This window comes from Streptomyces sp. NPDC008086, assembly GCF_042957325.1.
Lineage (GTDB): Bacteria > Actinomycetota > Actinomycetes > Streptomycetales > Streptomycetaceae > Streptomyces.
The window spans coordinates 24708-36907 of the sequence record NZ_JBIBIA010000023.1 but is presented as its reverse complement, the minus strand read 5'-3'; the positions used below and the strand labels follow the sequence as shown (position 1 = coordinate 36907).

Below are 12200 nucleotides of genomic sequence, written 5' to 3'. Positions count from 1 at the left end.
GAGCCGTACAGGGCCCGTTCCCGCTCCACCAGCAGCGGCAGCGGATCCGACGCCGTGACCAGATCCCGCAGCGGATACCGGCCCAGCACCGCGTCGACCTCGGGCGTCAGCGCGGCGGCCAACCGCCAGGCGGCCGGGCGGTTCTCGTCCCGGAGCGCCTCGACGGCCGTGAGGACCACCGACCGCCCCTCGCTCTCGGGCACGTCGGCGGCCGCACGCTCGTACAGTCGCGCGCCCTCCTCCAGGACCAGCTCCGTGTCCATTCCGGCCGGGATCTTGATCTGGGCGTGGTGCCGCCAGGTGGTGACCGGGTCGCCCCAGGCCTCCACCCGGTAGGTCCAGCGGCCGGGCTCGCCGACGGTGACGGTGGCGCCCCAGCGGTCGGTGCCGGGGGCGAGTTCGTGCATCGGGGTCCAGGGGCCGGGACGGCCGTCCGGGTCGGTCAGCACGACGTTGGCGGCGACCGCGTCATGTCCCTCGCGGAACACGGTCGCCGAGACCTCGAAGCTCTCGCCGGTCACCGCCTTCGCGGGCCTGCGGCCGTGCTGGACGACCGGGCGGACGTCGAGGACGGGTATGCGTCCGACGCCGCCGGCCGTGTCGCTCGCGGAGGGTCGCTCCGGGGTCGGCGGTCCGGGGTCGGCGGTGACGGCGCGGGATGCCGTGCGGGCCGGTGGTGCCGCGGTGCGCGACGTCGAGGGTGAGGACGACTGGTGGTGCATGGCGGGCATGACCGCTCCTGTCCGCGTCAACTTGGGTGGGCGGATGGCTGTGGGGAGGTGGGTCCTGCGGGGTGCTGTGTCGATATGCGGCTCTGCCGCGTGGCAGTGCGCCGGGGGGCGCACGGGTGGGGTGTACCGGGGGGAGCCTTCCCACCCTATTCGGGTACGCAATCCGGCACTTTGTTAACTACTCACGCGTATGTCTACACACAAGACCGGCCCCGTTCCTCAGGAACGGGGCCGGTGCCCGCAGTTGGCCGATAACCAGCCGCTATGAGCCCGGTACTCGCAGGAGTTTGTTCGGCGAACCGAGCCCGCGTCCGGACACCTTGCCGGAACCGGCCTGTGCCACCAGCGCCTTGGAAACCTGCGCGGGCCACGCCTTCGGGTGGTCCGCCAGATAGAGCGCGGCCACACCCGCGGCGTGCGGCGACGCCATCGACGTACCGGAGTAGGTCGCCCGGCCGGTGTCGTTCGCGTACGACGCCGAGGTGATCGACACGCCTGGGGCGAACAGGTCCAGGACCGGACCGAAGTTGGAGAAGCCCGCGCGCGCGTCCTTCTTGTCGGTGGCGCCCACGGTGATGGCCTCCTTCACCGCCGCGGGGGAGTACAGGCCGGCCGGCAGCCCGTCGTTGCCCGCCGCGACCGTGTAGGTCACGCCGGACGCGATGGAGTTGCGTACGGCGGCGTCCAGCTGCGCGTTGCGGTAGCCGCCGAGGCTGACGTTGGCGACCGCCGGTTTCCTCGCGTGCCGGGTCACCCAGTCGATGCCCGCGATGACCTGGGCGGTCGTGCCGCCGCCGGCGTTGTCGAGGACGCGTACGGCGACGACCTTGGCGTTCTTGGCGACGCCGTACCGCTGGCCCGCGATCGTGCCGGCGACATGGGTGCCGTGGCCGTTGCCGTCGCCCGCGGTCCGGTCGCCGTCGACGAAGTCCCAGCCGTAGCTGGCCCGGCCGCCGAAGTCCTTGTGCGAGACGCGGATGCCGGTGTCGATCACGTACACCGTCACTCCGGCGCCCGCGGACTCGGGCCAGGTGTAGCTCCGGTCCAGCGGCAGGTCGGCCTGGTCGATGCGGTCCAGGCCCCAGGACGGCGGGTTCTTCTGGGTGTGCTCCAGGGTCACCCGGGTGTCCTGGACGACCGAGGCCACGCGGGGGTCCGCCGCCAGCCGCCTGGCCTGTCTCTCGTTGGCCCGTACGGCGTAGCCGTTGAGGACCGTGCCGTAGGTGTGGCTTATTTTCGCCCCGTACTTGTCGGCGAGGCTCTTTCCGGCCGCCGACGGAGCCTTCGTTCCCCCCTTGAGTGTCACCAGGTAACTGCCGCTGACGGAGCCGGGTTCACCGGCGCCGAGTATCCGCCCCTCGGGTGCGGCGTGCGCGGGCATGGTGCTGGCCGACAGCGCGGCGACACAGGCCACCGCGGTCAGACCCCCTGCCCGGCGCAGACGCCGTGTACGCGTCCGTGCCATGGTGTGAGTTCCCCTCCTCGACTCGGCGCACGACAGCCCTGGAGCACGGGGTGCACCCCGCCTGGACCGGTGCGCCACCGTCACCCTCTCGTGAGGTGAGAAGTCGCCACAAGGACGCCTACGGGGGCGGAATCGGCCATATCGGCCATGGAGGACGAGTAGGGGGCGTGTGAAGGTTGCGGCGCTTTTCGGACGCGGTGGTGGTGGCGGGAAGGGCGGGGGGACCGGACGCCGGACGAGGACGTGGCCCCGCCGCGCCACCTCCCTGCCGACGTCCGGCTTCACCGTCCCCGAGGACTCGGAGCGCGCCGCGACCCCCGAACGCGCCGATCACTCCGAAAGACCCTGATCCGCCGCCAGGTCCGCCCCCAACGACCCCGCGGTAACCACTACCGTCGACATTGACGACGGGACGCACACCGCGGTGCGTCCCCTTCCACACGCCAGACGAGGTGGCAAGTGAAGGCGATCCGTCGATTCACCGTCCGACCCGTCCTCCCGGAACCCCTCCGGCCGCTCAGCGACCTGGCGCGCAACCTGCGCTGGTCCTGGCACACGGAGACCCGTGATCTCTTCCAGTCCGTCGACCCCGAGGGCTGGGCCGCCTCGGGCAACGACCCGGTGCGGCTGCTGGGCAGCGTGTCGCCCGGGCGGCTCGCGGAGTTGGCGGAGGACCGTCGGTTCCTGCGCCGGCTGACCGCCGTGGCCGGTGACCTGGGCGACTACGTCAGCGGCGCCCGCTGGTACCAGGAGCAGTCCGCCGAACTGCCCGCCGCCGTGGCCTACTTCTCGCCCGAGTTCGGCATCACGGCCGCCCTGCCCCAGTACTCCGGCGGCCTCGGCATCCTCGCCGGCGACCACCTCAAGGCGGCCAGTGACCTCGGCGTACCGCTCGTCGGGGTCGGGCTGCTGTACCGGCACGGCTACTTCCGGCAGACCCTGTCCCGGGACGGCTGGCAGCAGGAGCACTACCCGGTCCTCGACCCCAACGAGCTGCCGCTCGCCCTTCTGAAGGAACCCGACGGCACGCCCGCGCAGGTCTCCCTCGCGCTGCCCGGCGGCAGGTCGCTGCACGCCCGCGTCTGGCTGGCCCAGGTCGGCCGCGTCCCGCTGCTGATGCTCGACTCCGACGTCGAGGAGAACGACCTCGGCGAGCGTGGGGTGACCGACCGGCTCTACGGCGGGGGCAGCGAGCACCGGCTGCTCCAGGAGATGCTGCTGGGCATAGGGGGTGTGCGGGCGGTCCGGACGTACTGCCGGCTGACCGGCCATCCCGAACCCGAGGTCTTCCACACCAACGAGGGGCACGCCGGCTTCCTCGGGCTCGAGCGGATCGCCGAGCTGTGTGCCGAGGGGCTGGACTTCGACTCGGCGCTGGAGGCCGTCCGCGCCGGCACGGTCTTCACCACCCACACACCCGTCCCGGCCGGCATCGACCGCTTCGACCGCGAGCTGGTCGCCCACCACTTCGGGCCCGCCGCCGAACTCCCGACCATCGAGGTCGGCCGCATCCTCCAGCTAGGCATGGAGACCTACCCCGGCGGCGAACCGAACCTCTTCAACATGGCGGTGATGGGCCTGCGCCTGGGCCAGCGGGCCAACGGGGTCTCCCTCCTCCACGGCAACGTCAGCCGCGAGATGTTCTCCGGACTCTGGCCGGGATTCGATGCCGACGAGGTTCCCATCACCTCGGTCACCAACGGCGTCCACGCCCCGACCTGGGTCGCCCCCGAGGTCTTCCGCCTCGGCGCCCGGCAGATCGGCGTGCAGCGCACCGAGGACGCCATGACCGTCGGCGGCTCGGACCGCTGGGACGCCGTCGCGGAGATCCCCGACCAGGACATCTGGGAGCTGCGCCGCAACCTGCGCGAGCAGCTGGTGGCGGAGGTACGGCAGCGGCTGCGCGCCTCCTGGCGGCAACGCGGCGCAGGGACGGCCGAGTTGGGCTGGATCGACGGCGTCCTGGACCCCGACGTCCTGACGATCGGATTCGCCCGCCGCGTCCCGTCGTACAAGCGGCTGACGCTGATGCTGAGGGACCGGGACCGGCTGATGGACCTGCTCCTGCACCCGGAGCGCCCCCTCCAGATCGTGGTCGCGGGCAAGGCGCACCCGGCGGACGACGGCGGGAAGCGGCTGGTGCAGGAGCTGGTGCGGTTCGCGGACGACCCGCGGGTGCGGCACCGCATCGTGTTCCTCCCGGACTACGGCATGGCGATGGCCCAGAAGCTGTACCCGGGCTGCGACATCTGGCTGAACAACCCCCTGCGCCCCCTGGAGGCCTGCGGCACCTCCGGCATGAAGGCGGCCCTGAACGGCTGTCTGAACCTGTCGGTGCTGGACGGCTGGTGGGACGAGTGGTTCCAGCCGGACTTCGGCTGGGCGATCCCCACCGCGGACGGCACCGGCACCGACCCCGACCACCGCGACGACATAGAGGCGGCGGCGCTCTACGACCTGCTGGAACAGCGCGTCACCCCCCGCTTCTACGAGCGGGGCGAGGAGGGGCTGCCGGACCGCTGGATCGAGATGGTCCGCCAGACCCTCACCCTGCTCGGCCCGAAGGTCCTGGCGGGCAGGATGGTCCGCGAGTACGTGGAGCGCCTCTACACGCCGGCCGCGCACGCCCATCGCGCGATGACCCCGGACGCGGCCCGCGAGCTGGCGGGCTGGAAGGCGCGGGTGCGCTCGGCCTGGCACGGCGTCACCGTCGACCACGTCGAGACGACGACGGCGACCCCCACCGCGGAACTGGGCTCGACCCTCAGCCTCCGGGTCCGGGTCGGGCTCGGCGACCTCGGACCGGACGACGTGGAGGTCCAGGCGGTCTCGGGCCGCGTCGACTCGCAAGACCGCATCGCGGACGCCTCGACGGTCCCGCTGAAACCGGTCGGCGGCCCGGACACCGAGGGCCGTTGGCTCTACGAGGGCCCCCTGTCCCTGGACCGCACGGGACCGTACGGATACACGGTCCGCATCCTTCCGGCTCACCGGCTGCTGGCGTCGGGTGCGGAGCTGGGGCTGGTGGCGGTGCCCGCGGAGGGCTTGGGGGAGGGGGCGGGGGTGCTGCTGCGGTAGCCGGTAAGGCGGGAGTCAGTCCTCGGCGGCGTCCTCGCACAGCCTGCGCAGTGTCGCGCCGCACCGGCGGGCGTACGCGTGCTGCAGGCCGCGGGTCGCCGGGCCACCCGCTCGGGCGTACCACTTGGCGCCGCGGCTGAAGGCGCGCACGGTCAGCCAGACCGTGCCGTCGCCTGTGCGCTCGACGAGGAACGCCTCCTCGCCGCACTCGGGATGGCCGGAGAGCGTGCCGTAGGCCCAGCCGACGCGGCGGTGCTCCTGCGCCGTCCAGACCACCCGGCACGGGGCCTTGATCAGGCCCGCGAGGCTGACGGTGACGTCGACGTCGGGGGCCGCTCGGTCGGCCGCCGCGTCGATGCCGACGCCCATCGCGCGGTGCATCTCCCAGGTCATCACCGCCTCGGCGGCTCTGCGGAAGACGCCCTCGCCCTCGCCGATGCGGGTGCGCACGTGCAGGGGGTGGAAGCCGGGCGGGCAGTAGCCGTTCTCCCGGGTCGCGCCGACGGCGTCGTACGTGAAGGACATGGGTCCCAAGCGTAAGGCGGCACCCGGGGATGCCTTCGTCCCGGGTGCCGCCCCCGCGCTACGGGTCTGCGTCAGTTGACGTTGACGCCGGACCAGGCCGCCGCGACGGCCTTGTACTCCGTGCTGCCGGTGCCGCCGTACAGGGCGGACGCCGCGTTCAGGGTCGCCGTACGGGCGGCCTTGTAGTTGGTCGTCGACGTCATGTACTCGGTCAGCGCCTTGTACCAGATGGCGGCGGCCTTGGCGCGGCCGATGCCGGTGACCGTGGAACCGTTGGACGTCGGGGAGTTGTAGCTCACCCCGTTGATCGTCTTGGCGCCGCTGCCCTCCGACAGGAGGTAGAAGAAGTGGTTCGCGGGGCCGGACGAGTAGTGGACGTCCATGCCGCCGAGTGACGACGACCAGTTGTCGGCCGACGAACCGTCCTTGCTCGGCTTGTCCATGTAGCGCAGCGGGGTGCCGTCGCCGTTGATGTCGATCTCCTCGCCGATGAGGTAGTCACCGACGTCGGAGGAGTTGCCCGCGTAGAACTCCACCGCCGTGCCGAAGATGTCGGAGGTGGCCTCGTTCAGGCCGCCGGACTCGCCCGAGTAGTTCAGGCCCGCGGTGTTGGAGGTGACGCCGTGGGTCATCTCGTGGCCGGCCACGTCCAGCGAGGTCAGCGGGTTGGTGTTGCCCTCGCCGTCGCCGTACGTCATGCAGAAGCAGCTGTCGTCCCAGAAGGCGTTGACGTAGGCGTTGCCGTAGTGGACGCGGGAGTAGGCGGCCTTGCCGTCGTTCTTGATGCCGCTGCGGCCGAAGGTGTTCTTGTAGTAGTCCCAGGTCTCCTGCGCGCCGTAGGCCGCGTCGACGGCGGCGGTCTGGTCGCTGGAGGAGCTGGAGGCCGTGCCGGTGCCCCAGGTGTCGTCCGCGTCCGTGAACAGCGTTCCGGCCGAGGAGCTGGTGCTGCGGGCCTTGTTGTACGTCTTGTGGCCGCCGCGCGTGGCGTCGGTGAGGTTGTACGTCGAGCCCGACTTGGTGGTGCCGAGGGTGACCGTGCCCGAGTAGAGGCTCTTGCCGGTGCCGGTCTCGATGCCCTGGTACTCGTAGAGCTTCTTGCCGGTGACGGCGTCGGTGATGACGTGCAGCTCGTTCGGGGTGCCGTCGTCCTGGAGGCCGCCGACGACGGTCTCGAAGGCGAGGGTCGGCTTGCCGTCGGCGGCCCAGATCACCTTGCGGGGCGCCTGGTCGGCGGCGGTCTTCTCGGAGCCGGCCGCCTTGGCCAGCTTCACGGCCTGGCCCTCGGCCTTGGCGGCGGTGATGGCCGGCTTGAGCGAGGCGACCCCGATGGTGGCCTTCGTCGCTCTGGTGACGCCCTTGTTCGCGCCGGACGCCGACTCGTGGACGACGAGGTCGCCGCCGAGGACGGGCAGGCCCGCGTAGGTGCGCTCGTAGCGGGTGTGGACGGTGCCGTCGGCGTCCTTGACGACGTCCTTGACGACCAGCTTCTCCTGGGCGCCGAGGCCTATCGCGTCGGCGGTCCTCGCCGCCTCGGCCTGCTGGTCCTGGATGAGGGCGGTGCGGGCCGCGGGGGCCAGCGCGACCGGGACGGCGAGCGGGGCGGCCTTGCCGCCGGCGTCCGCGGGGGCCGCGGCCGAGGTGCCGGTGCCCAGACCGGTGGTGAGCAGGGCTCCGGCCGCGACTGCGGTGGCGATGGCCAGAGTGGTCCGCTTGTGACGCGCGTAGAGGGGGGTCACACGAGCTCCTTTTGTGGGGGAAGTGCTGTGGTGCTTGTGCGGCGGGTGCAAGGAGAGTGACACCTAGGACGCGTACATGTCAGGAGAGGGCGGTGATGTTGGCCAAAACTTGACTGTCCGGTAAATGTTTCAGGGATGTGAACGGGCGCCGTCCCGGCGGGAGTTGAACCCACCGAGACGACGCCCTGTCAGGGGCAGACCACGAACGGGCCTACGGGAAGGTGAGCTTCCAGCTGTTGATGTAGCCGGTGTCGATGGCCGCGTTGTCCTGGACCCGCAACTGCCAGACGCCGTTGGCGGCTTCGGAGGACGCGTTCACCGTGTACGTGGTGTTCAGGTTGTCCGCGCTGCCGCCGGTCCCGTACGCCTTCAGCGTGTACGCCGTGCCGTCCGGGGCGACCAGGTCCACCTTGAGGTCACCGATGTAGGTGTGGACGATGTCCACCGCGACCTGGAGGTTGGACGGTGCGTTGCCGGTCCGCCCGGAGACGGTGATCGGCGAGGTGACCGCCGCGCCCCGGTCCGGGATCGCCACGTCGGTGCCGCTCTCGAAGGACGTACCGCCCCCGCCGCCGCCCCCGTCGGAGCGCGCGCCCACGTTGACGCCCGCCCAGGCGTCCTGGACCGCCTTGTACTCGGCGCTCGTGGTGCCGTACAGCTCACCGGTGGCCGCGAGGGTGCCGGTGCGGGCGGCCGCGTAGTTGGTGTTCGAGGTGAACTTGGTGGTCAGCGCGCGGAACCAGATCTTCTCCGCCTTGTCCCGGCCGATGCCGGTGACCGGGAGGCCGTCCGAGGTGGGCGAGTTGTAGGTGACACCGTTGATGGTCTTGGTGCCGCTGCCCTCGCTCAGCAGGTAGAAGAAGTGGTTCGCCGGGCCCGACGAGTAGTGCACGTCGATCGAGCCGATGCCCGAGTACCAGGCGTCCTTCGACGCGCCGTCCTGGCTCGGTCGGTCCATGTAGCGCAACGGGGTGCCGTCGCCGTTGATGTCGATCTCCTCGCCGATGAGGTAGTCACCGACGTCGGAGGAATTGTTGGCGTAGAACTCGACGGTCGAACCGAAGATGTCGGAGGTCGCCTCGTTCAGGCCGCCGGACTCGCCGCTGTAGACCAGACCCGCGGTGTTGGAGGTGACGCCGTGCGTCATCTCGTGGCCCGCCACGTCGATCGACGTCAGCGGGTGGGTGTTGCCCGAGCCGTCGCCGTACGTCATGCAGAAGCAGCTGTCGGACCAGAACGCGTTGACGTAGTTGTTGCCGTAGTGGACCCGGGAGTAGGCGCCGACGCCGTCGCCCCGGATGCCGCTGCGTCCGTGCACGTTCTTGTAGTAGTCCCACGTCAGCGCGGCACCGTAGTGCGCGTCCGCGCCCGCCGTCTCCGCGTTGGACGGGTTGCCGTTGCCCCAGATGTCGTCGGCGCCGGAGAACAGCGTGCCGGTGCCGGAGGTGCCGCGGTTGAGGTTGTACGTCTTGTGGTTGCCGCGCGCGCCGTCGGTCAGGTTGTACGTCGAGCCCGACTGCGTGGTGCCCAGCGTCACCGTGCCGCTGTACATCGTATTGCCGGTACCGGTCTCGATGGCCTGGTACTCGTACAGCTTGGCGCCCGTGGCCGCGTCGGTGACGACGTGCAGCTCGTTCGGGGTGCCGTCCTCCTGGAGACCGCCGACGACCGTCTCGTAGGCCAGGGTCGGCTTGCCGTTCGCGGCCCAGATCACCTTGCGCGGCGCCTTGTTGACGTCCGGGCTCTTGGCGTCCTCGGCCTTCGCCGCGGCCAGCGCCTGCTTCTCCGCCTTCGCGGCGGGGACGGCGGCGGTCGTGGTCGCCGGCTTGATGGCGGCGCGGGTCGCCTTCACGACGTCCTTGGTGGCGCCGGACTTCGTGGTCTCGACGACCAGGTCGCCGCCGAGGACGGGCAGACCGTCGTACGTCCGCTCGTAGCGGGTGTGGACCGTGCCGTCGCCGTCCTTGACGACGTCACGGACGACCAGCTTCTCCTTGGCGCCGAGGCCCAGGTCCTTGGCGGTGTCCGCCTTGGTGGCGTTGGCCTCGCGTATCAGCTCGGCGCGCTGGGCGGGGGACAGCTTGACGGACTCGGCGCCCGGTATGACCTTGCCCGCGGCCGACGGTGCCTTCTCCGGGGCTGCGGTGGCGGCGCCCGACTGGACGGCCGCGGCGATCAGGGCGGAGACGCCGACGAGGGCGACGGCGGCGGCCCTGCGGGACGCCGTGTGGGGGGTGCGTCTGTGGGAGGAACTGTCTCTCAACACTGACTCCTTCTGCGCGGCCGCGGATCACGCGGCCAGGGGAGACCGGCCGGCGGGTGGGCCGTCCGGGCGATACGTGGTGGTACGCAGAACGACGTGCGCGTGCGGGAACGGACGTGCGCGTGCGGGAGTACAGCCGCGGGCACCGCCCGTGTGACGGTGCTGTGGGGTTGCTGTGTCGCGGCCGTGGGAAGAGTGGCAGGTGACTGCGGTTTCTGTCAGGACCGCGTCAGGAAGTTGGCCGGAAATCGTTCGTTGTCCGGGAGTTCACGTTCGATAAACGGACCGGACAGGTGGCGCGGGACTCGGTCGACGAGACGAACCGGACGGCTCAGTCGTCGATACGGGCGAGATCCCGCAGCCACGCGGCCGCGTTGCCGTCCGACGGCGCGCGCCAGTCGCCGCGCGGGGACAGCGAACCCCCCGCCGAGACCTTCGGACCGTTCGGCATCGCGGACCGCTTGAACTGTGCGAACGCGAAGAACCGACGGCAGAAGACCTCCAGCCAGCGCCGGATCTCCGCCAGGTCGTACGCCACCCGCTTGGCCTCCGGGAAGCCCGGCGGCCAGGCACCGGCCTCCGGGTCGTGCCAGGCGTGCCAGGCGAGGAAGGCGATCTTCGACGGTCGGAAGCCGTACCGCAGCACCTGGAAGAGCGTGAAGTCGTGCAGCGCGTACGGGCCGATCTTCGACTCCGTCGACTGCATCTCCTCGCCCGGCACCAGCTCCGGGCTGATCTCGGTGTCGAGGATCGCGGCCAGCGTCTTGCCGGTCTCCTCGTCGAACTGCCCGCTGCCGATGACCCAGCGGATCAGATGCTGGATCAGCGTCTTCGGCACACCGGAGTTGACGTTGTAGTGGCTCATCTGGTCGCCCACGCCGTACGTGGACCAGCCCAGCGCCAGCTCCGACAGGTCACCGGTGCCCAGCACGATGCCGCCGCGCTGGTTGGCGAGCCGGAACAGGTAGTCGGTGCGCAGGCCCGCCTGCACGTTCTCGAAGGTGACGTCGTAGACCGGCTCACCGGACGCGAACGGGTGGCCCATCTCCCGCAGCATCAGCCGCGCGGTCGGCGTGATGTCCAGCTCGGCCGCGGTGACGCCGAGCGAGTTCATCAGCTTGTGCGCGTTGTCCTTGGTGTGGTCGCTGGTCGCGAAGCCCGGCAGGGTGAACGCCAGGATGTCGCTGCGCGGCCGGCCCGCGCGGTCCATCGCCCGGGCGGCGACGATCAGCGCGTGCGTCGAGTCCAGCCCGCCGGACACCCCGATGACGACCTTCGGGCCGCCGATCGCGCCCAGCCGCTGCTGCAGGCCCGCGACCTGGATGTTGTACGCCTCGTAGCAGTCCAGGGCGAGCCGGTCGGCGTCCGCCGGCACGAACGGGAAGCGCTCGACGCGGCGCTGGAGCCCGAGGTCGGTCGTCGGCGGGTCGAGCCGGAACGCGACGCGCCGGAAGTCACCGGTGCGGGCCGCGTGGGTGCGCCGGTTGTCGTCGAACGTGCCCATCCGGTGCCGCTCCTGCCGCAGCAGGTCCAGGTCGACGTCGGCGACCGCGTACTGGTCGTCGAGCGGGAAGCGGTCCGTCTCGGCGAGCAGGACGCCGTTCTCGTAGATCATGGTCTGGCCGTCCCACGACAGGTCCGTCGTCGACTCGCCCAGCCCGGCCGCCGAGTAGACGTACGCCGCCAGACAGCGCGACGACGCCGCCCGGCACAGCAGCCGACGGTCCTCCGCCCGGCCGACCGTGATCGGGCTGCCGGAGAGGTTGGCGAGCACGGTCGCGCCGGCCAGCGCGGCCTCGGCGCTCGGCGGCACCGGCACCCACATGTCCTCGCAGACCTCCGCGTGCAGCACCAGTCCCGGCACGTCCTCCGCCTCGAAGAGCAGGTCCACGCCGAACGGCACCTCCGCGCCGCCGACCCGGATCGTCCCGCCGCGCTCGTCGTCCCCCGAGGCGATCTGCCGCTGCTCGTAGAACTCCCGGTAGTTCGGCGGGTACGACTTCGGCGCCACGCCGAGGATCCGGCCGCGGTGCACGATCACCGCGCAGTTGTAGATCCGGTGGCGATGGCGCAGCGGGGCACCGACGACCAGCACGGGCAGCAGCTCCGCCGAACCGGCGACGACCGTGCCGAGCGCCTCCTCGACCTCGTCGAGCACGGCGTCCTGGAGCAGCAGGTCCTCGATCGAGTAGCCGGTCAGGCCCAGCTCCGGGAAGACGGCGACGGCAACGCCCTCCCGCGCGCACGCGCGCGCCTGCCGCAGCACCGCCTCCGCGTTGGCCCGCGGGTCGGCGATGACGGTGTGGCCCGTGCACGCGGCGACCCGCGCGAAGCCGTGCTCGTAGATCGACCAGAAGTTCAATGGACTGCGGCTTTCTGCTGTGGCGTTCTGCTGTGCGTTC

7 protein-coding genes are annotated in these 12200 nt (G+C 71.2%); 1 reads left to right on the top strand and 6 read right to left on the bottom strand.

Translation table 11 applies throughout. The annotated features are described in order from the left end of the window. Both ACFZBP_RS42105 and ACFZBP_RS42100 read right to left on the bottom strand, forming a co-directional pair. A partial coding sequence (locus ACFZBP_RS42105; protein WP_391421129.1) for a maltotransferase domain-containing protein occupies positions 1–731 on the bottom strand: 731 nt, incomplete at its 3' end. Between the two features lie 262 nt (positions 732–993). Further along, positions 994–2196, bottom strand: coding sequence for a S8 family serine peptidase (locus ACFZBP_RS42100; RefSeq protein WP_391421128.1), 1203 nt, complete (start codon positions 2194–2196; stop codon positions 994–996). 459 nt (positions 2197–2655) lie between these two features. On the opposite strand from ACFZBP_RS42100, the gene ACFZBP_RS42095 reads away from it, so the two are divergent. Then, positions 2656–5274, top strand: a complete 2619-nt coding sequence (locus tag ACFZBP_RS42095) for an alpha-glucan family phosphorylase (RefSeq protein ID WP_391421127.1) — start codon at positions 2656–2658, stop codon at positions 5272–5274. A gap of 15 nt (positions 5275–5289) precedes the next feature. Here ACFZBP_RS42095 and ACFZBP_RS42090 read toward each other — a convergent pair whose 3' ends face one another. The 4 genes from ACFZBP_RS42090 to ACFZBP_RS42075 form a co-directional block, all read right to left on the bottom strand. Beyond that, positions 5290–5799 (bottom strand): DUF1990 family protein, encoded by a 510-nt coding sequence (locus ACFZBP_RS42090; protein WP_391421126.1) that lies wholly within the window; start codon positions 5797–5799, stop codon positions 5290–5292. Positions 5800–5870: 71 nt separating this feature from the next. Further along, positions 5871–7535, bottom strand: a complete 1665-nt coding sequence (locus ACFZBP_RS42085; RefSeq protein ID WP_391421125.1) for a M4 family metallopeptidase — start codon at positions 7533–7535, stop codon at positions 5871–5873. Positions 7536–7746: 211 nt separating this feature from the next. Then, entirely contained in the window at positions 7747–9798 is a 2052-nt protein-coding gene (locus ACFZBP_RS42080) for a M4 family metallopeptidase (protein WP_383460064.1), read from the bottom strand. A 331-nt stretch (positions 9799–10129) separates the two neighbouring features. Next, positions 10130–12160: an NAD(+) synthase gene (locus tag ACFZBP_RS42075; protein ID WP_391421124.1), complete on the bottom strand. Its 2031-nt coding sequence runs from the start codon at positions 12158–12160 to the stop codon at positions 10130–10132. Positions 12161–12200: the final 40 nt, after the last annotated feature.

Bases quoted from the DNA above. Each gene is read 5' to 3' on its own strand.
- ACFZBP_RS42090 (WP_391421126.1), bottom strand. From the start codon at position 5,799: ATGTCCTTCACGTACGACGCCGTCGGCGCGACCCGGGAGAACGGCTAC.
- ACFZBP_RS42100 (WP_391421128.1), bottom strand. From the start codon at position 2,196: ATGGCACGGACGCGTACACGGCGTCTGCGCCGGGCAGGGGGTCTGACC.